Here is a 19,291-nt window from a genome sequence, read left to right as displayed (position 1 = left end):
CTTAGCGGGGCTTAACGGGTCTTATATGACGCAGCGTGCCGCGCGATTGCGCAGCGCGCGGATCGCGCTATACGCGGTCAGTGCGGATGTCTTCGGGTTCTCCGGCAGCGGCTTGTTGCTCATTTCGAGCGACATCTCGCCGAACACGCCGCGCGCGACGATGTGATGCACGTTGCGCGTCGCGTTCGGATCGGCGATCAGCCGCACCGTCGTGCGATCGAGTCCGAGGCCGGCGAGCGCGATCGTCGCGGCAACGTTCGCGTTCTTCGGATAGAGCCGCGCGGCGTCGCGCGCGCTGCCTTCGAAAATCACTGTTGCTTCGCTGAGCGCGGCCAGGTCGCAGACCTGTTCGGCCGGCGTGCCGAGCCAGCCGGTCGGCGGCTTGCGGCCGGTGTACAGCACCTCGTCGAGGCCGCCGAAACGCGCCGCCGAGATCGCATCGACACCGCCGATCGCGCCGGCCAACAGCGTGAGCGTCGCGTCGCCTTCATCGGCCGCGGCCGCCAGCGATTCGAGCAGACCGACATCGGACAGCGCGCCGATCGACGCGACCGCGCAATCGACACCGGACTTCAACAGCGGCATCACGTGATCGACGAGCGCACCGTGGCCCGCGCATTCGAGTACGAACTCCGGCTTCGTGCTGAGCGCCGTCACCGACGACACCACGTCCACCGACGCGCCAAGCTCATCGCGCACCGACGCAATGTGCGTCTCGGGCACGATCACATGCGACACGCGCACCGCCGGATCGGCGGCGACCGAGCGATACACCGCCTGGCCGATCGCGCCGAAGCCGATCATCGCGACATCGACGGGCGCGTGATGTCCCGCGTAGTCGGCCTTATGCATGTTCCGGCTCCTCTTTCTTGACCGGCGGGCCCGCGAACGCGGTCGCGAACGAGCCGATCGACAGCATGTCCACTTCGACCAGCACCGGGCCCGTCTGCGCCATGCCTTCGCGGATGATCGCGGCGGCATCGTCGAGCGACTTGATGCGGTAGTGCGCGAGCTTCAGGCTTTCGCAGAACTGCGCGAAATCCGGCTGATGCAGTTGCACGTAGCAGCGGCGGCCGCCGTACTGCGCGTCCTGGATGTTGCGGATCACGCCGTAGCACTGGTCGTTCATCAGCACGATCATCACGTTGGCGTTTTCCTGCACGGCCGTCGCGAGTTCGCCGACGTTGACCATCAGGCCGCCGTCGCCGCACAGTGCAACAGTTTTCGCCGCATTGCCCGCGAGCGCCGCACCGATGCCCATCTGCATGCCCTGACCGATACCGCCGCCGAGCGCATGAACGCCCGCGCGCGGTGAGAAAATCTTCAGCAGGCGGTTGCCCCACGTGCTGTTCGAGATCGTCACGTCGCGCACCCAGTTGTAGTCGCGACCCACCGCGTCCTGCAGCGCGTCGACGAGGCGCTTGTACGGGCCGAGGCCCTTGCTGACTTCGGCGACCGCGGTTTCGCGCGCGGCGGCCAGATCCTGCGCGAAGCGCGGATCGATCTTGATGCGGCCTTCGAGCAGCGTCGCGAGTTCGTTCAGCACCGCCGACGCATCGCCGTGAACGAACATCTCGTTGCGATAGCCACGGTTATCGGCGAGCGCGTCGGCGTCGATCCGATACAGCGGTTGCGGCAGCGCGAGCTTGTACTTCAGCGTTTCATTGCCACGCAGACGCGAGCCGACCACGACGAGCGCGTCGCAAGTCTTGTAGAAGCTCTCGACCGACGGATGCACGTTGAACGCACCGAGCGTCGCCGGATGATCTTCCGGCAGCACGCCGCGGCCCTGCACGCTGGTCACGACACCGAAGCCGAGCGCGACCAGACGCTCGACCGCCGCACGCGCGTGGCGCGTGCCGCCGCCGAGCCACAGCAGCGGACGCCTGGTCTTTACCAGTTGCTCGGCGAGTTGCGCGACGCGCTCGCTGCTATGCGTGAGCGTCGTCAGGTGCGGAGCGCCGAGATCGCTCGGCCATTCGATTTCGGCCGCCTGAATGTCGATCGGAATCTCGACGCTGACCGGGCCGCTCGGCGCCGTTTGCGCGACGCGCACCGCTTCGCGGATCGTCGGCAATGCGGTTTCGACCGAGCGCACGCGGAACGCGGCCTTCGAGATCGATTGCAGCATCGACAGTTGATCCGGTGCCTCGTGGATATACGCGAGGTCCTGATCCAGGTATTCGGTTTCGATCTGACCGGTCACGTGCAACAGCGCGGTGCCCGCCGTCAGCGCCTCGACCATCGCGCCCGCCGCGTTGCCCGCCGCGGTGCCGGTGCTGGTGAAGGCGACACCGAGGCCGCCCGACACGCGCGCGAGACCATCGGCCATGTTCACCGCGCCGGCTTCGCCGCGCGCGCCGACATAGCGGATCTTGCCGCGCGTGTTGATCGCGTCGAGGATCGGCATGTTGTGAATCGAGATCACGCCGAATGCGGTTTGAACGCCGCATTGCTCGAGAAAGGCGGCGATCAGTTCGCCAACGGTGGTTTTATTAGACATGTCGTGCAACGCCTCCAGAAACATCGATGTGACTGCCCGTCGTGTACGACGACAGCGTGGTAGCCAGATAAAAGAGCGCCTGAGCGGCTTCTTCAGGGCGGCCGAAGCGGCCAAGCGGAATGTTTTTCTTGCGCGCGAGTTCGCCGGTCCAGTCTTCCCAACTCTGGCCGGGCTGCGCCTGCGTCGCGTAACGGCGGCGCCACTGACCCGATTCGACGATGCCGATCAGAATCGAGTTGACGCGGATACGTTGCGGCGCGAGTTCGACCGCGAGCGACTTGGTCAGACTCAACAGGCCCGCGCGTGCCGACGAGGTCGCCACCATGTGCGGCTCCGGTTGCAGCGCAAGCAGCGAATTCACGCAGACGATGCTCGCGGTATTACCTTCGCCGGCGGCGTCGCGCAGCATCGGCAGAAACGCGCGGGTCGGGCGGATCACGCCGAAATACTTCAGATCGAGTTCTTCGCGCCACGCGTCGTCGGTGGTGTCGGCGAAGGTGGACACGCGGCCCTGGCCCGCGTTGTTCACCAGCATGTCGGTGCGGCCGAAACGTTGCTGCACGGCCTGTGCGAATGCGTTCACGTCGTCGCTGTCGAGCACGTCGCAGCGCTGCGCGAGCAGTTGCGCGCCGGGGTACTTGTCGCTGAGCGCGACCCGCGCATCTTCGAGACGTCCGGTATCGCGGCCGCAGATCGCAACGGAAGCGCCCGCGCGCAGAAACAGTTCGGCGGTCGCGAGGCCGATGCCGGACGAACCGCCCGTCACTACCGCGACCTGTCCGGTCAAGTCGATTTGGATCATCAGAGCCCCAATGCCTTCATGTATTTGTTGCCGCCATTCGGCTCGGACTTCGGCCGAAAATTGAGCCGCTTCGACAGTTCGTCCGCCGCGCGGCGCACCTTGTCGATGAGGCCACCGTCGAGCAGCGCCGCGTCGATCTCGTGGCGCGGAATCGTCGTCGTGATCACCGCGACGATGCGGCGCGTGTCGTTGCGCACCGGCGCGCTGACCACCGAAATGCCGCGTTCGAACGACGACTCGCTGATCGCGAAACCGCGCCGCGCGTCATCGCGAATGCGTTCGTAGAGTTCGTCGAGCGTGGCCGGCGTTTGCGTCGTAAAGCGTTCGAGTTGCGGCTCGGGATAGAGCTTCTTCAGTTCGTCCAGCGTCAGATCGCCCATCAGCACCTGGCCGTGCGTCGTCGCATGAGCGGGCAGGCGCGTGCCGACATTGACCTTCACCGAACTGAAAATCGGTGCATGGCTTTGCGCCTTGGCGACGAACACGACGTCGCGTCCGTCGCGAATCACGATATGGCTGGTGAGGCCGGTGTCGTCGCGCAGCCCTTCGATGATCGGCAGGCCGAGATCGGTCAGTTCCAGCGAACTCAGATATTCGAAGCCGAGGCGCAGCACCGCGATGCCGAGGCGATAGTTGCGGTCGCGATCGGCGCGTTCGAGAAAGCCGAGCGATTCGAGCGTTTGCAGCAGACGGAACACCGTCGTGCGTGGAATCTTCAGGCGGCGCGACAGTTCGGGCGCGCCGAGAACCGGCTCGCGCGGCGAGAATTCCATCAGGATCTTCAAGCCGCGTTCGAGACCGGGCACACGGTAGCCGATATCGCTGCCAGCTTCCTTGCCGTCGGCGATCACGTCGCCTGCGGCATCGAGAATGTCGGACGTCATGTCATGGGCTCCGTTCATTGGCTCAGCTCATCGGCCTCGTTCCTGCCGCTCGCGCGGCAGAACGTGTCGATGAGCGCCGTATAGGCGGCGGGGGCTTCGATATAGCCGGCGTGCCCCGCGCCCGGCACGACCTGCAACGGGGTGCGTGCGGCCTGGGCGATCTTTTCGCAAGCCGCGGGCGTGGTGATCGCATCGTCCGCGCCAACCGCGACATTGACGCGGCCGGCGTAGCGCGCGAGGTCGCTCGCGAGATCGGCATTGGCGAGCAGATGCGTCGCCTGCGCGTAACCGTGCGGAATCACGCGCGACATGTTCCAGCGCACCCATGCACGTGCCTCGTCGCTCGCGTGAGCGGACAGCATGTTGGCGCTGCGCTTTTCAGCGAGACCTTGCGGGCCGAGTTCGTTCAGCATCGCAAGGCGCTGGTCGCGTTTCGCGTCGCGCACTTCAGCGGATGCCGCGCCATAACCGCCGGCGGGCGACAACAGCAACAGCCCGGCCACACGCTGCGAATTCGCCGCGGCAAACGCACCGGCGATGATCGCGCCGAGCGAATGCCCAACCAGCACGCAGCGATCGATACCGAGTGTGTCGAGCCATTCCCTCAGAACAGCCGCGTAATCCTGCGCGGCCGGCGACGGCGCCGCGACCGGCGTGGATGCGCCATACCCCGGCGCATCCCAGGCCAGCACGCGCCGCGACTCGCCGAGCGCGTCGAACTGCTGCACCCACGATGCCGCGCCCGAACCGATACCGTGCAGCAGCACGAGCGGCAGCGCGTCATGGCCGGCGCGATTGACTTCGCGATAGCTCAACACGCGTTGCGATGCCAGGCTGCTTTGCTGCGCCGGATAGCTGGCAAGACGCGCTTCGAGCGCGGCATGACGATCAGGCTGGCCAGCATTGGCGGACGGGACGGCGGACATGACTTCCTTTTCGTGGGTGATGTGGTGATGGTGTTGCAGTGAAACTGCTCGAAGCGCTTAGCGCTTGATCTTCGCGAGCGGCGAATCCGGCGGATACGTCGGCGTGATCGGCTTGGACGAACCGAGCATCACGCACATCAATGCGTCTTCCTCACCGATGTTGATTTCCGTGCGGTACACGCCCGGCGGCACCGAGATCAGGTCACGCTCGCCGAGCACCGCTTCCCACGTTTCGCCATCGCGCTCGCAGATCACTTTCATCTTGCCGCGCAGCACAAAGAAGATTTCTTCGACATCCGTATGGATATGGCTCGGGCCGATGTTGCCGGCCGGAATCACCATCGTCGAAAACGTGAAGTTGCCTGCGGGCACCGTGTTCATGTCTTTCGCGACACCCGTGCCACCGGTGCCGACATAGCGCATCTGCGCACGGCGGTACTTCGGGTCGAAGTCGGCCTGGAACTTCAGCGCGTCCCAGTCGTAGCGACGCGTTTCGAAGCGCGCGACGCGGCCGTCCAGCCACTGCTGGAAGCTTGCGTCCACGGGTTGGTCCCAGGATTTGCCTGCGTTATCGGCGTCGGCCATCTCTTTCTCCTTTCGATTCGACAAGATCAATTCATCACGAAGCCGCCGTTGACCGGCAGCAGTTGGCCGGTCACAAAGCGAGCGGCATCGGACAACAGGAACAGCACCGGCCCGGTTACGTCGTCGGGCACCTGTGCGCGCGACAGCGCGCGGCCTTGCAGGTAATACTGATGACGCTCGGCGGGCACGTACGCGGTGGCCTCGACTTCGGTCAGGCCCGGCGCGATCGCGTTGACCGTCACGCCGTGCGCGCCGAATTCGCGTGCCAGCGAACGGGTCATCGAAATCACCGCGCCCTTGCTCGCGACATACGCGAGCAGCTTCGGCGCGCCCCACATCGCGGTATCGGACGCGATGTTGACGATGCTGCCGCGGCCCGAGTCGCGCAGATAAGGCAATGCGGCGGCGCTCATCAGCCAGGTGCCGCGCACGTTGACGTTCATCACCGCGTCCCATGTGTCCACGGATAACTCGTCGGCGAACTTGCCGCCGGAGTTGGTGATTGCCGCGTTGTTGATCAGCGCGTCGAGACCGCCGAGGTGAGCCGCGCCCTGTTCGGCGAACTGCTTGACGCTTTGCGGATCGGCGAGATCGAGCGGCAGATAGGTGGCCGCGTGGCCCTGCTCGACGAGCGATGCCGCGAGTGCGCGGCCTTCGTCGTGCAGCACATCGCCGAACACGACTCGCGCGCCGGCCTCAACGAGTGCGCGCACGAACGCCGCGCCGAGTCCGCGCGCGCCGCCGGTCACGAGCACGCGCCGGCCGTTGAGCGCTGCGAGAGCGTCGTTATGCATGGCTGTGACCGGCTTCGGTGGTGGCGGGCGCTGCGCTCGCGCGATGCGCGTCGAGCGCGGCGAGATCCTGCTGCGCCCGTTGACGCAGCATGCGGCGCACGCGCGTCATGCCGACGTCGTGCTGATACAGGAACTCGTGATCGCGAGCATTCGGCGCGAGGCTTTCGAGGACGTAGCGGTCCTGTTCGAGCACGTCCCAGTGCAGACCTTCCAGACGGTTGCGATACAGGAAGCGCCATGCGTCGCGCTGCCAGCCTTGCACCTTGCGGGTACGCCAGAAGTAGACCTGGCAGTTGTCGCCGTCCACCGGAACCGCGAAGCCGATGATGCCGAAGCTGCCGCCCGGGCCGAACTTCTTGCGGTACGGAATCGCGAGGCGCATCCACAGCGCGCCGGTGTCGCCGAGTTCGACCCAGTCGAAGTTCACGTCGCGCTGGCCGATCTTCTCGAACATAAGACCGGTTTCGGTCTTGCGCACGCGCATGTCGGCCTGCTTGTCGCCTTCGGCCATCGAGTGCGACGTCGCGTGCAGATACGCGCCGTGCATCGGGTCCATCACGTTATCGATCGCGTACTGGTAATTGCACTTCCAGTTCGACATGCACAGGAACGACGCGTATTCGTCGCCGACCAGTTCTTCCGGCAGTTGCAGCGGCGTGGGTTCCTTGTGCGCGTCGTCGCCGAACCACAGGAAGATCGCGCCGGCGTGTTCCTCGACCGGATACGACTTCACGCACGTCTGGCCTTCGAGCGGACAGTTCGATACGGCCGGCACCCGGGTGACCGTACCGGCGCCGCTCACTTCGATGCCGTGATACCAGCAGGCGACGCGATCGCCGAGGTTCCAGCCGAGCGACAGACGCGCGCCGCGATGCGGGCAACGATCTTCGAGCGCGCGGACTTTGCCTTCGCCATCGCGCCACAGCACGATCTGGTCGCCGAGACGGGTGATGCCGATCGGCGCGTTGCCGACCTGCCAGCTCGGCGCGACCGGATACCAGTAATTGCGCAGGCCGCGGTCCAGATACGTCTTGACCGGATCGGCCGTGCCTTCAGTTGTAGTGGGGGACGTCATGAAGAGACTCCAGTACGGATGCGATGAAACGTGTTCGGGGACGTGTTCGGAATAGCGCGCTTAATCGGCGAGCAAACGGAATTCGGCGGCAAGACGCTCGGCGTTCCACGGCGTGCCTTCCGGGGTACGGAAGCCATCGCGGTTCAGGCCGTCGGCGACTTCCTGCAATTCCGTCGCGCCGGCTTCGAAAACGCGTTCGAGCGCATCGCCGAAGTCGTTTTCATACTGGGTCGGCTCGGCCTTGCGGTTCTGCCAAATCATGTTGGTGCTCTCGCCCGGCTTCTCGATCACGCCCTTGCCGGCGACGTTGTTCGGTTGCGGCGCGAGCCACGGCTTCAGGAACGGATTGAAATTCACGGCTACCTCTCGCATGGTCATTCCACCTTGATCTGAATTTCTTCACCTGCGAGACGTACCGAGTACGTCTTCAGGTCGCGGCCACCCGGCTCCTTCAGACATTTGCCGGTCGGGATATGGAACACGGCTTCGTGCAACGGACATTCGATCGTGTCGCCGTCGATGAAGCCCTGCGTCAGCAATGCGTATGCATGCGGGCAGACGTTCTCCATCGCGTAGATCTCGTCGCCCACCTTGTAGATACCGATTTCCGTGTCGTCGAGCTTGAACTCGAGCGGGGTGTCTTCGGACAGATCGCCGGCATGTCCGGCGCAGCGCCATTGTTCAGTCATTTCTCACGTTCTCCTGAGCCTTTATGTTCCATACAAGGAACGTCAGTTCGTATGTGGTTAATTATAGAAGTCGTTTTGCGTGGAGAAAATAAAAACTTGGGTTGGTAGGGGAAAACACCGACTGTCGTTTTTGCCACACATCGGTCGCACGCCGCCGCCGCAAAAGCCCCGATGACGCGGGCCTTTGCGGAGCGCGGCGCTAGCCGGAATCGTCACACGACACAATCCGGCCGATGCGGGTTTGTCCCGATCTCAAAATTTATTTTGATTATTCCCTGCTTCACTATACTTTCCATAGGCGATACGTTTGTCCATACATGGAACAAACGTATCGCGCCAAAGGCTCTGGCGAAGAAACCAGAACTGTCTCAACCAAGGAACAGATCAGGGACGACGCATTCGGCAAGCGCCGACGTCGTAGATCAGGAGAACTAGCGGTGAAGCAAATCATTGCAGCCGGCTTGACGGCGACTTGCATGGCCACGGGCGCGTGGGCGCAGAGCAGTGTGACGCTATACGGCAGCCTCGATGCCGGTGTCGCGTATATCAGCAACGTAGGCGGCAGCTCGAAGTGGATTCAGGAACAGGGCAACATGCAGCCGGACCGCTGGGGCCTGAAGGGTGTGGAGGATCTGGGTAATGGCCTGAAGGCGGTGTTCCAGCTCGAAAACGGCTTCTATACGAACACCGGCGCGATGGCCAAGCCGGGCGTGCTGTTCAACCGTCAGGCTTACGTCGGTCTTTCATCCGACAACATCGGCACGCTGACCTTCGGTCACCAGACACCGTTCAGCTTCGACGTGCTCGGCACCTTCAGCACCGGCTATCAGGCCGCGAGCTGGTACGCATTCCACCCGGGCAATATCGATGCGCTCGCCAACACCGCGGTCGTGCCGTACGACAACTCGGTGAAATTCCGTTCGGCGTCGTTCAGCGGCTTTACCGTCGGCGCGATGATGGGCCTCGGCAACCAGACCAACTTCGCGACCGGCCGCACCTACGGCTTTGCGGCGACGTACGCGAACGGCGGCTTCAAGGCCGGCGCGAGCTATTCGAACGAAAACAACCGTTCACCATCGATCGTCACGACCGGCATCACGACTTTCCAGGGCCAGCCCGCCGCGACCTATATGGCCGACAAGCTGCAAAACATGGGCGTGGGTCTGTCGTACCAGTTCGGCAGCGTGCTCGTGCATGGCCTGTACACGCGCGTGAAGCTTGACAGCAACGGACAGTCGGATACCTATCAGAGCTACGACGGTGGCGCGAACTGGCAGGTCACGCCGTTCAATACGATCGCCGGCGGCGCCGCGACTACGACGATGGCCGGGCATCGCTGGACGCAGTTCATGATCGGCAATATCTATGCGCTGTCGAAGTCGACGCAGGTGTATATCAACGCGCTGTATCAGCGCGCGGGTTCGAACACGGATGCGGCGTTCTTCACCGCCGGCGTATCGAGCGGCCGCAATCAGGCGATCGTGCTGAGCGGCATCCATCACTCGTTCTGATTAGTCGACGACGTGAAGCGGCGAGTCCGGCTGCGCGGTGCAGCGGGACTCGCCGATGGATCTGAAGCGATGGATGGGCAACGCGTTTGAAGCTTTGAAGCGTTTGAAGTAAGCGCATCAAAGATGCCGCGCGCGATGCTTTATGCGATCAGCTCGCCGCGACCTGCCTACGGCGTGCCTGCATCGTGGTCGGGTCGTCCGCCCGTGGGCGATAGCTAAGACGCTCGGACAACTCGAGCGCCGCCTGGCATACAGCGATGATCAGCGGATCGCGATCTGCCGCGAGACCGATATCCGAACGCGGAATCGTGACCGTCAACGCCGCGACGATCTTGCCGGCCTGATCGCGCACCGGCGCGTCCACCACCGAAATCCCCCGCTCGAACGACGCCTCGCTGACCGCGTAGCCGAGCGCCGCGCTTTCGCGCACGCGGCCGTACAGTTCTTCGACGCTAGCCGGCGTGCGCTCGGTGAAGCGCTCGAGTTGCGGCTCCGGATAAAGCTGGCGCAATTCCTCGAAACTCAGATCGCCCATCAGCACCTGGCCGTGCACGGTCGCATGCGCGGGCAAGCGCGTGCCGACGTGCACCTTCACCGAGCTGAACATCGGCGAGTGCGTTTGCGCCTTGGCGACGAATACGACGTCGCGCTGATCGCGAATCACCAGATGCGTACTGAATCCGGTCGAATCGCGCAGCCGCTCCAGAATCGGCGTGCCGACATCGGTCAATTCGAGTGAACTCAGGTACTCGAAGCCAAGCCGCAGTACCGCGACACTCAGCCTGAAATAGCGGTCGCCATTCACGCGTTCGAGAAAGCCGAGTGCCTCCAGCGTTTGCAGCAAGCGGAATGTGGTGGTGCGCGGAATGCCGATCCGCTTCGACAGTTCGGGCGCGCCGAGTACCGGCTCGCGCGCGCTGAATTCGGCGAGGATGCGCAGACCGCGCTCGAGACCCGGCACCAGATAAGTGGAGCCGCCGGCGGTTTCCTCATCGGCGGAAGCGGCGAGTTCCGCACTGTCCGCGAGCAATTGCGCGGCTTCGTCGCGCGGTTGCGCCGCGGCTCCTCCACGGGGTTTTCCCTGCCTGCGCCCCGCGCCTGTCTGCTCTTCTTTTGCCATCGTGGCTACCGTTTCCGTTTCTTTACGGTTCGTTGACTCCAATTCGTCATCATAGCGCGAAGCATGCGGCGAATCGGCCATGCGGTGCTATGCTTTGAGCCGGTCCAGCGGCGCCGGGCAGCGGTGCCGCGCACTCGCGCCAGTGACGCGCAAGGAGGCCAGGCCATGTCCGCTTCGATCCAGATTCAGGTCGCCGACTCGCATCTTTATCCGGGCTGCGCGGTGCGCATCGCGCATCTGCCGGAACCGGCCTCGGCACCAGACCTCACCGACGCGCGCGTCGAATTCGCGGATGGCTCGGGCGCGCACGCCACCTGCCATCTGCGCGCGCATGACGAACTCGAATTGACGGTTGACGGCTACGCGACGCAAAAGCGTCATCCTGTCGACGCACGTCACTGGCTACTATTAGCCGTCGATGCAACGCATCACAGTTGGCGCGTAAAGCGCAGGCTGCCGTAAGGGGCGGGACTCGCCGCCACGACGCTGGTGATTTCTCCTCTCCGCGAAGAAGGGTCACGTCGATCATACGGTGTACGGCACGAATTCGATTCTGCGTTTCTTCTATGTTGCATTAGCCGCGTGTATGGACTCGCGCCGCCCGGCAATTTATCGGCAACGCTCGACCCCGCCTGAGCGTTATATCGCGCGGAGTGAATCGATGCGATTCGCAGCGTGCCTGCTGCTTATGCTGCACGCACGCCGCTCATGCCGCAGCGCATCGCAGCATCCGCCGTATCTCGATGCGCGCCGGGTGCGACAATTTTTCCTCGTGCATGCGATGCCTTTGCCTTGCATAACGCGCGGCGCCGCCTAGACTGATAAAGCACTTCGCACTTTGTACGGAACTGACATGCGACTGACCATCCTGATCAACGGTTCCGATCCCACCGTAAGCCACGATTACGCTGTGCTCTGGCTCGACACCGATGAGCACCGGTGGTCGAGAGAGGCGCATCAAGGGATCGACCTGCCCCCGTGGGGTGAATTGCACGACCAAGACGGCGTGACGACGCTGTGCGCGCCGAGCGCCGATGCACCGCTTTGTACGTTGCGCGGCCTGCATGTCGATCGCAAGGAACGCGTGAGCGCCGCGCAAGGCGCCGCCGCGTGGACCGCGCTGCGCTCGCACAAGCAGACGAGCGGCTTCTGGCGTCTGCAAGCAGTCGATCGCCAGAAAGTACACGCGGAAAACAGCGTGTTCGGTAATTAGGTTCTAGCGCGATTTACGCGTATTCAATATCTTTCGGTCGAAACTTCCGGCTCGCCGCGAGCGGCTCGCTCGCAGGCGCCACGGGTGTGCGTACGCGAGCGCACACTCGGCCGCGCGTCGCTTAAGAACTTCTTAAGCTTGCGTGCGTAGAGTCGGAAGTCCACGCATTCGGGTCGCTGCAAAGCGGCCCATTTTTTTGCCTTTTGCCGCGCGAGTGTGCGCGCCGCGATCCGCACGCGGGGCGTTCGACGCAGTTTGAATTCCAGATTCGAGTACCGTTCAAGCCCGCTCGATTCGCGCCACTTCTCCTTTCTCCACTCCCTGTATTTACCGTGCCGACGAGGTCGCTCTATAGCGATCGCGACGCTATACTTGCGCCCCCATCCATCGAACGACCGACACATGAAGAAGTGGCTTGCCTGTCTGTTATTCGCCGTCGCCGCTCATGCGAGCGCGGCACCTTCCTGCACCCAGTTCACGCCGAATGCGCAGTGGCCCGCGCTGACCAATCAGAAGATGGCGCCGAAAACGCGCCTGCTTTGCTATAGCGATTTCGCGGTTCTGCATTCGGGCGTTACGCACGGGCCGTTATGGTCCGCCGAGCATCTGACGCGCGAGCATATCGAAGAAGCAAAAGATATGGTACGCACCAACAAGTTCTTCGAAGATGCGCGCCTGCCCGACGGCGAAGGCGCGACGCTAGCCGACTACAAACGCAGCGGCTTCGATCGCGGTCATATGAGCCCGGCGGGCAATCGCTGGAATGAGGAAGCGATGGCGCAATCGTTCTCGCTCGCCAATGTCGTGCCGCAAGACCGTCAGAACAACCAGCGACTGTGGGCGCGTATCGAAACCGCGGTGCGCAAGATCGCGCTCTCGTACGACGACACCTATGTCGTCACCGGGCCGCTATTTAACGGCCAGCAATTGCAAACCATCGGACCGACGCGCGTATTCGTGCCGACGCAGTTGTACAAGGCCGTCTATGTGCCGTCGCGCCGCCTCGCGTTCGCCATCGTCGTCGATAATGTGTCGACCAATCGCTACGACATCCGGACGATTCACGAACTCGAAGCGGTATCGGGCATCCGTTTTCCGGGCATTCCGGAGAACCTCAAGGACCAGCGGCCAGGAGGACTGAAAGGTGTTTAAACCCTACTCGAATGATGACGACGTACTCAACATTCAGGGCGACGCGCTGACGCTCAGCAACGGCACCACACGCGTCGTGCTGAACGGCACGCTCGAATTGACCCGCGATCAGCGCGGCCTGAAGGCGGCGCTTGCGTTGAAGGAAGCGGTCGATGCAATCGTCGCGAGTCTGCAGGCGCAAAAAGATCTGCCGGCGAAAGTGAAAGACGAGCCGGATGCGAAGCCGGGTGTCGTGCAGAATCCATTTCAATGAAGGCGAGGTGCCGGCGGCGGCCTGAGTCTGCATCTGCGCGTGCATGAGTCATTAACCGTTAGTCACTAGCCGTTGCAAAGTACTGTCGAAAGGCGCCAAGACAAAGGCGGGAGAAGCTCTCCCGCCTTTGTCATTTCCGCTTCGCATTCGCGCCGTATTGCGCCGGTCGCGGTGTGCACCAACGCCAACATGTATCAGCGCTGACGCAGTAGTTACGTTTTGTCACCACGACGGCGTCAACTCCCGTATTCCGGCCTACGTTAAACCGGCAGGCTGAAATGATTCGGCCGCGACAAAAGAATCCACCGATTCAACAAGGAGTCATCTGATGAAGACGCTTTTCGCTGCTCTCGCTTCCGCTCTGCTCGTGTCGACCGCATTTGCTCAAACGGCCGCACCGTCCACGACGCAATCCACGCAAGCTGCTCAATCCGCGCAAATGCCGGCCGCCGGTCAGGCGAATCTGAAGGCGAACACGTCGGTACAAGCCGGCGCCGCTAACCAAAGCACGGCCGACACGAAGGCACCCGCCGAAGCCGCACCGAAGAAACAGGTGAAAAAGACCGCCGCCCACACGAAGAAAACGACCCACAAGTCCAGCAAGAAAAACGCCGTCGAAACGAGCGCCGCGAAGACTAAAACGGAGAGCGCGAAAGAGGCCAGCACTGCTCCGGCGAAAGCCGACGGCGCGCAAACCGGCACGACCAAGACGCAATAACACGTGTCCGGTTCCGGCGCTTACCGGCCATGCAGATGGTTTTCCAATAAAAGCTGATCGAAGCCGGGTGTGTCGTTCAGGGAGGGCGAGTCGTATGACTCGCCTTTTTTCTGCGCGATCTCTATTACGATCGTGCCACGCTTTGGTGCGAATGAAGCTTCATGTACCGAGTCGACGCAGGCTTCTACACCGCATCATTTTTTCGACAACGGGCCGAATTTTTGCACCGCGTTTACTCGCGGACGTCTACTCTCCCATTGTCCCGACTCACTACCGCATCAAACGACTGCGGCACTCAATGGCTCTTACGCAACCGCTCGACACGCTCGCGCCGCAATCCGCCGGCCGACAGGTTCAACGCAACAACGTCATTCCGTTCCCTTCCGCACGCGCACTTCTGTGCGTAACCCTGCCCCACCCGCCCCACGATCACGCCAGTACCCAATTGCGCGCGCTATTGCATTCGCCGCTCGGGGTTTACGTCATCGGTACGGAAAACGCTCGCGAAGAAATTCGCGTGCACCTGGATATCGCGCGTGAAGACCTGGACTTCACGTTGCACACGCTACTCGCCACGTTGCCGGCCGCGACGATCGGCCCGTTGAAGCGTCGCGCGAGCACTGCCGCCGCGCATTAATCCGGTTCGGCGTCGCTTGCCTGCAAATCGGCCAACGCGCGAAGTTTGTCGACGTCGACGATTTCGATTTCCGCATAGCGCAGTTGCAACGCGCGCTGCGTTTCGAAGTGCTTCAGCACCTGATTGATCGTTTGCCGCGACAACGCGAGCATCATCGCGAGATCTTCCTGCGAAACCTTGAGTACGCGCCGAAACGCGCCGGGCTCGCCATAGCCGCCCGCCATCAGCAACAGACGCCGCGCGACACGCGGCGCGGCGGGCAGCAGCGCGGCCTCTTCAATCGCCTCGAACGCGAGACGCAGTTTGTGCGTGAGCAGCAGACCGAACACGTGCCAGTAAGCCGGCGTGCGTTCGAGCAACGCGGCAAGCGCCGCGCGCGGCACATGAAACAACGCGCAATCGCGCTCGGCATAAGCATCATGAGTGCGCGGGCGATCGTCGAACAGCGCGATCTCGCCAAACCAGTTCACCGGCTCGATCACCGCGAGCAAGGCTTCCTTGCCCCTAGGACTCGCGGCGCCGATTCTGACGAGCCCGTCGAGCACGCAATAGAGACCATCATCGGCATCGCCGCGCATGAAGAGGCGCTGACCGGCAACAAGGCATTCGACGCGCCCTGCTTCCAGCAAGCGCATTCGCATGTCGTCGGGCGCCGCGCGAAACCATGCGCTGCGCGCAAGCAGCGCCGCCAGCTCATTCGATGAAAAACGCTCTGTCATGGGACGGCATCCGTGCGCGATGATCGCTGATTGTCGGCTACCCGATGGTTTCAAATTCGGCTGTCCGCGATTATGCTGACTTTGGCACAGGAGCGGCACTGATGAGAACGCTGACCCAGCAACTGACGCAATACGCGGCCTACCATCGCGACCGGCGCAATATCGCCACGCACTTCGTCGGCATTCCGATGATCGTGCTCGCGCTCGCGGTGCTGTTGAGCCGCCCCGCTTTCGGCGGCGCCCTGTTGCCGGTCACGTTATCGCCCGCGTGGCTGCTGTTCGTCGCGGCGACCGTCTATTACCTTGTGCTCGACGTGCCGCTCGGTGTCGCGATGGCCTGCGTGTCAGCACTGTGCGTCGCGTTCGGTCAATGGGCCGCCGCGCAGTCGACGCTCGTATGGCTCGCCACGGGTATTGGCCTCTTCGTAATCGGCTGGGTGTTCCAGTTCGTCGGCCATGTCGCGTACGAACATCGCAAGCCGGCCTTCGTCGACGATGTGATCGGTCTGCTGATCGGGCCGCTATTCGTGCTCGCCGAAGCGCTGTTCGGCGTTGGCTGGCGCCCCGATCTGCGCGACGCGATCGACGCGCAGGTCGGCCCGACGCGTATCAACGCGGATCGCACCGAAGCGCGGCACTGATCGAGACGCATCCCTCAGCTCAGCGGCCCGGCATCCACGTCGCGTCGCATCTGCATCGTTCAGTCCCGCGCGAAGCGCACGAACCGCACGCTATGCAGCGCGGTCAACGCGACCGCGATCCAGATCGGCACATAGGTCGCCAGTTGCGTGGCGCTCAGTGTTTCCCGCAGCAGCGTGATCGATACGAGTACGAGCAGCACGGGCTCGACGTAACCGAGAATGCCGAACAACGCGACCGGCAACAGACGGCTCGCCTTCAAATACGAAGCAAGCGCGACCGTGCTCAACGCGCCGAGGCCCGGCAATAGCAGACACCACATCTCCACGCGCCCGGCGATCGCTTGCAGCGAGCCGCCAACCACGATGAACACGACCGCCACCGGCACCAGCAGCGCCATTTCGACGGTGAACATCGCAAGCGAATCCAGATTGATCCTGCGACGCAGCACGAAATACGGCGGATAGCCGAGCGCCACCACGAGCGTCGGCCATGAAAACGCGCCGGTCACCCACAGTTCGTGACCGACGCCGATCGCCGCGCACGCGACCGCAAGCCACTGCAACGCGTCGAGGCGCTCGCGATAATGGAAGCGGCCGACCAGCACCATCGCGAGCGGCAACAGGAAATAGCCAAGCGACACTTCGAGCATGCGGCCATGCAGCGGCGCCCACAGGAACAACCATAGCTGTATGCCGAGCAACGCCGACGCAACCACCATCGCGATGCCGAGCTTCGGCTCCGTCACCATGCGGTCAACAAGCTGACGCAGAATCGGCAGACGTTTGCGCAACGCGACGAGCAGCAGCGCGCCCGGCGCGGTCCATACGATCCGCCACGCGAAGATGTCGAGGCCGGAGAGCGGTTTGAGCAGCGTCGCGTAAGCAGACAACAAGGCGAACATCGCGGACGCGCCGACCGACAATGCAATACCGCGTCTGAAGTCGTTGTGGTTCATTGCGCGGTCCGGCACGCGGACGCCGCGCACGGGGTGATCGACGGGTTCGATACGGCGCTTGCGGGCGCGCGCAAGCACGGCGCGGCAGCCGCGCGCGCGACGTTCGTGATGGTCGGGATGATCATGGAATGTGGTGTCTCGTAAGCAGGCAGACGCTGCATCGTTGTTCTGGTCGTTTGAGGCCGAAGCACGAATGGCGCAAATCGGGCATTCTAGACGGGTTGTCGGCTGACAGGGTTCGCGCTTTTTCGTCAGCCGGCTGCAATTAGTCGTGCGCATCGGCCGTCGATGCGCTAGAACATAACTTCATGCGCCTCGGGGGCGAACCGCGTTCCGGTTTCATTGAGTATCGATTTCCGGTTCAGGTCCGACTCGTGCGCGAATCTTGCTATGAAACATTGCACGCTGCTCGCCCGCCGTTCGCGGCGGCTCACGCAGCACCACCTCTCGGCATCACCTGGCAGCACCCACGAGCCGGGCCGGCGAATGCAGTCCTGAGCGCAACTTTCAGGCAGCCGCGGGGATGCCCCCCCGCGCCCACCCGCGCTTCTCGCCCACGGCATGCGTCAACCGCGTTGACCACGCATGCCACTACCCGGCAACTTTTCCGCTTATCGAATGTGACTACTGGAGCCAGCATGACCCAGCCAGCCCTATCGCTTGGCAACTCGCCTTCCGAACTACGCCGAGCCTTCGCGGCCGACGTGCGCGCGGGCCTTACCCACGCGCCGCAAAAAGAACTGCCGTCGAAGTATCTGTACGATGAAGTCGGCTCCGCGCTTTTTGAAGTGATTACCGTATTGCCCGAATACGGCGTGACGCGCGCCGAGGAACACCTGCTTACGAAGCACGCAGCGGACATCGTCGGACATTTGCCGCATGACGTGACCGTCGCCGAACTCGGCAGCGGCAGCGGCCGCAAAACACGCCGCATTCTCGAAGCACTGTGTAAAAAACGCCCCACTTCTTACTGCCCGATTGAAATTTCGCGCAGTGCATTGCAGTTGTGCCGGCGTGAACTCGGCGACATCGAGCGGATTTCGATCGTCGGTTACGAGCGCGATTACCTGGCCGGTCTCGCCGAAGTGAGCCGGCATCGCGCGCAAGGCGACCGGCTGCTCGTGCTGTTTCTCGGCAGCACGATCGGTAACTTCGGCAGGCTCGCGGCCACGCGTTTTCTGCGCGATATCCGCAACATGCTCGCGCCCGGCGACGCGTTGCTACTCGGCACCGATCTGATCAAGCCGACGCCGGTGCTGATCGCCGCGTACGACGATGCGGTCGGCGTAACGGCTTCGTTCAATCTGAATCTGCTCGCGCGCATCAATCGCGAACTCGATGGCGACTTTCCGCTCGACGCGTTCGAGCACGTCGCGCGCTTCAACCCGGACGCGCGCAGCATCGAGATGCATTTGCGCGCGAAGCGTGATCTGACCGCGCACGTGCGCGCGGCGCAGTTGACGGTGTCGCTGAAGGAAGGCGAAACGATCTGGACCGAGAGCAGCCACAAGTACCGCGCGGAAGAATTGCCCGCGATTGCCGACGATGCCGGCTTCGTGTGCAGCCATCAATGGATCGAGGACGAGTGGGGCTTCGCGGAGAGTTTGCTGGTGGCGCAGTAGGCGCTGCAAAGAGGGCGATGCGCGCGGAACATTGCGCGCGCGATTTATTCAGCTCAGCCGCGGAGCCTCGCTCACCGCGGCGTCGCCCTCAATGCTGCTCAAAACGTTCGTAGCGCTTATCCGACAGACGCTCCTCGCCGCTCACGTCGGTCACGCGCGCCGCCGGCGGCCCGTGACGCAGCCACGACAGCATCCGGTCGATCTGATTGGCCGGTCCCTGCAGCATCGCTTCGACTGATCCGTCGTCGAGATTCGCAACCCATCCCTTGATACCCAGCGCGTGTGCCTGGCGCACGGTCGCGTGGCGAAAGCCGACGCCCTGCACCATGCCGCGCACTCGCACGTAATACGTTTCGATGCGCTCGTCCAGATCCGGGGCCATGCTGGTTTCTCCTTTGAATGCCTGTCAATCTTTCAAGCCGGCATTCTAGTCGCGTCGCCGCGGCCGTGCCCGCCAACGCCCATTTCGCGAACGCGCCACGTACAATCCG

The 19,291-nt window shown here is 63.2% G+C and carries 23 protein-coding genes; 9 read left to right on the top strand and 14 right to left on the bottom strand.

From position 1 onward, the window contains the following. Positions 1-21 precede the first annotated feature (21 nt). Genes L0U82_RS19120 through L0U82_RS19075 form a run of 10 tightly spaced genes read right to left on the bottom strand, consistent with a single transcriptional unit; the run spans position 22 to position 8,258 of the window. Positions 22-852, bottom strand: coding sequence for an aspartate dehydrogenase (locus L0U82_RS19120; RefSeq protein ID WP_233833504.1), 831 nt, complete (start codon positions 850-852; stop codon positions 22-24). Next, on the bottom strand, positions 845-2,503 hold the full coding sequence (locus tag L0U82_RS19115; RefSeq protein ID WP_233833502.1) for a thiamine pyrophosphate-binding protein: 1,659 nt from the start codon (positions 2,501-2,503) through the stop codon (positions 845-847). Before L0U82_RS19115 ends, L0U82_RS19120 begins: the two co-directional genes overlap by 8 nt. Then, a complete protein-coding gene (locus L0U82_RS19110) occupies positions 2,496-3,305 on the bottom strand; it encodes an SDR family oxidoreductase (protein WP_233833500.1) in 810 nt (269 codons plus the stop codon). The genes L0U82_RS19115 and L0U82_RS19110 overlap by 8 nt, the downstream gene beginning before the upstream one ends. After that, positions 3,305-4,189 carry an IclR family transcriptional regulator gene (locus tag L0U82_RS19105; RefSeq protein ID WP_233833498.1) on the bottom strand — a complete coding sequence of 295 codons (885 nt, stop codon included), beginning with the start codon at positions 4,187-4,189 and terminating at the stop codon, positions 3,305-3,307. Before L0U82_RS19105 ends, L0U82_RS19110 begins: the two co-directional genes overlap by 1 nt. 14 nt (positions 4,190-4,203) lie before the next feature. Continuing rightward, positions 4,204-5,115, bottom strand: a complete 912-nt coding sequence (locus tag L0U82_RS19100) for an alpha/beta fold hydrolase (RefSeq protein ID WP_233833496.1) — start codon at positions 5,113-5,115, stop codon at positions 4,204-4,206. 57 nt (positions 5,116-5,172) lie between these two features. Further along, on the bottom strand, positions 5,173-5,700 hold the full coding sequence (locus tag L0U82_RS19095; RefSeq protein ID WP_233833494.1) for a cupin domain-containing protein: 528 nt from the start codon (positions 5,698-5,700) through the stop codon (positions 5,173-5,175). 26 nt (positions 5,701-5,726) lie between these two features. Next, positions 5,727-6,494 carry an SDR family oxidoreductase gene (locus L0U82_RS19090; RefSeq protein WP_233833492.1) on the bottom strand — a complete coding sequence of 256 codons (768 nt, stop codon included), beginning with the start codon at positions 6,492-6,494 and terminating at the stop codon, positions 5,727-5,729. Next, positions 6,487-7,569 carry an aromatic ring-hydroxylating oxygenase subunit alpha gene (locus tag L0U82_RS19085; protein ID WP_233833490.1) on the bottom strand — a complete coding sequence of 361 codons (1,083 nt, stop codon included), beginning with the start codon at positions 7,567-7,569 and terminating at the stop codon, positions 6,487-6,489. The genes L0U82_RS19090 and L0U82_RS19085 overlap by 8 nt, the downstream gene beginning before the upstream one ends. 60 nt (positions 7,570-7,629) lie before the next feature. Further along, on the bottom strand, positions 7,630-7,941 hold the full coding sequence (locus L0U82_RS19080) for a recombinase-like helix-turn-helix domain-containing protein (protein WP_233833488.1): 312 nt from the start codon (positions 7,939-7,941) through the stop codon (positions 7,630-7,632). A gap of 2 nt (positions 7,942-7,943) precedes the next feature. Next, complete coding sequence (locus L0U82_RS19075) at positions 7,944-8,258, bottom strand: non-heme iron oxygenase ferredoxin subunit (RefSeq protein WP_233833486.1); 315 nt, start codon at positions 8,256-8,258, stop codon at positions 7,944-7,946. Between the two features lie 437 nt (positions 8,259-8,695). Between L0U82_RS19075 and L0U82_RS19070 the strand changes: the two genes are divergently transcribed. Continuing rightward, positions 8,696-9,769: a porin gene (locus L0U82_RS19070; protein WP_326489748.1), complete on the top strand. Its 1,074-nt coding sequence runs from the start codon at positions 8,696-8,698 to the stop codon at positions 9,767-9,769. A 148-nt stretch (positions 9,770-9,917) separates the two neighbouring features. On the opposite strand, the gene L0U82_RS19065 is transcribed toward L0U82_RS19070, so the two are convergent. After that, positions 9,918-10,889: an IclR family transcriptional regulator gene (locus L0U82_RS19065; RefSeq protein ID WP_233833484.1), complete on the bottom strand. Its 972-nt coding sequence runs from the start codon at positions 10,887-10,889 to the stop codon at positions 9,918-9,920. A gap of 165 nt (positions 10,890-11,054) precedes the next feature. On the opposite strand from L0U82_RS19065, the gene L0U82_RS19060 reads away from it, so the two are divergent. The 6 genes from L0U82_RS19060 to L0U82_RS19035 all read left to right on the top strand — a co-directional run bounded on the left by L0U82_RS19060 (position 11,055) and on the right by L0U82_RS19035 (position 14,862). Beyond that, a complete protein-coding gene (locus tag L0U82_RS19060) occupies positions 11,055-11,351 on the top strand; it encodes a hypothetical protein (RefSeq protein WP_233833482.1) in 297 nt (98 codons plus the stop codon). Positions 11,352-11,742: 391 nt separating this feature from the next. Continuing rightward, on the top strand, positions 11,743-12,102 hold the full coding sequence (locus tag L0U82_RS19055) for a DUF3564 domain-containing protein (RefSeq protein WP_233833480.1): 360 nt from the start codon (positions 11,743-11,745) through the stop codon (positions 12,100-12,102). A 402-nt stretch (positions 12,103-12,504) separates the two neighbouring features. Next, the gene (locus tag L0U82_RS19050; protein WP_233833478.1) at positions 12,505-13,254 is read left to right on the top strand and encodes a DNA/RNA non-specific endonuclease; all 750 of its coding nucleotides are present in this window, start codon (positions 12,505-12,507) and stop codon (positions 13,252-13,254) included. After that, positions 13,247-13,507 (top strand): hypothetical protein, encoded by a 261-nt coding sequence (locus L0U82_RS19045; RefSeq protein WP_233833476.1) that lies wholly within the window; start codon positions 13,247-13,249, stop codon positions 13,505-13,507. The genes L0U82_RS19050 and L0U82_RS19045 overlap by 8 nt, the downstream gene beginning before the upstream one ends. Before the next feature lie 328 nt (positions 13,508-13,835). After that, a complete protein-coding gene (locus L0U82_RS19040) occupies positions 13,836-14,225 on the top strand; it encodes a hypothetical protein (protein ID WP_233833474.1) in 390 nt (129 codons plus the stop codon). 298 nt (positions 14,226-14,523) lie between these two features. Further along, positions 14,524-14,862 (top strand): hypothetical protein, encoded by a 339-nt coding sequence (locus L0U82_RS19035; protein ID WP_233837408.1) that lies wholly within the window; start codon positions 14,524-14,526, stop codon positions 14,860-14,862. On the opposite strand, the gene L0U82_RS19030 is transcribed toward L0U82_RS19035, so the two are convergent. After that, positions 14,859-15,581: a Crp/Fnr family transcriptional regulator gene (locus tag L0U82_RS19030; RefSeq protein ID WP_233833472.1), complete on the bottom strand. Its 723-nt coding sequence runs from the start codon at positions 15,579-15,581 to the stop codon at positions 14,859-14,861. The two genes, L0U82_RS19035 and L0U82_RS19030, sit on opposite strands and share 4 nt — an antisense overlap. Before the next feature lie 101 nt (positions 15,582-15,682). Here L0U82_RS19030 and L0U82_RS19025 point away from each other — a divergent pair, with 101 nt between their 5' ends. Beyond that, on the top strand, positions 15,683-16,222 hold the full coding sequence (locus tag L0U82_RS19025; RefSeq protein WP_233833470.1) for an Mpo1 family 2-hydroxy fatty acid dioxygenase: 540 nt from the start codon (positions 15,683-15,685) through the stop codon (positions 16,220-16,222). Between the two features lie 59 nt (positions 16,223-16,281). Here L0U82_RS19025 and rarD read toward each other — a convergent pair whose 3' ends face one another. After that, positions 16,282-17,178 (bottom strand): EamA family transporter RarD, encoded by an 897-nt coding sequence (rarD, locus tag L0U82_RS19020; RefSeq protein WP_233833468.1) that lies wholly within the window; start codon positions 17,176-17,178, stop codon positions 16,282-16,284. Positions 17,179-17,816: 638 nt separating this feature from the next. Between rarD and egtD the strand changes: the two genes are divergently transcribed. Then, positions 17,817-18,800, top strand: a complete 984-nt coding sequence (gene egtD / locus L0U82_RS19015; protein ID WP_233833466.1) for an L-histidine N(alpha)-methyltransferase — start codon at positions 17,817-17,819, stop codon at positions 18,798-18,800. 88 nt (positions 18,801-18,888) lie between these two features. Here the strand turns inward: egtD and L0U82_RS19010 are convergent, their stop codons facing one another. Next, positions 18,889-19,182 carry an acylphosphatase gene (locus L0U82_RS19010; protein ID WP_233833464.1) on the bottom strand — a complete coding sequence of 98 codons (294 nt, stop codon included), beginning with the start codon at positions 19,180-19,182 and terminating at the stop codon, positions 18,889-18,891. Positions 19,183-19,291: the final 109 nt, after the last annotated feature.

The organism is Paraburkholderia sp. ZP32-5, from assembly GCF_021390495.1.
Classification (GTDB): domain Bacteria; phylum Pseudomonadota; class Gammaproteobacteria; order Burkholderiales; family Burkholderiaceae; genus Paraburkholderia.
Note: the sequence above shows the minus strand (reverse complement) of the source record. Positions and strands in the feature narration are given on the sequence as shown.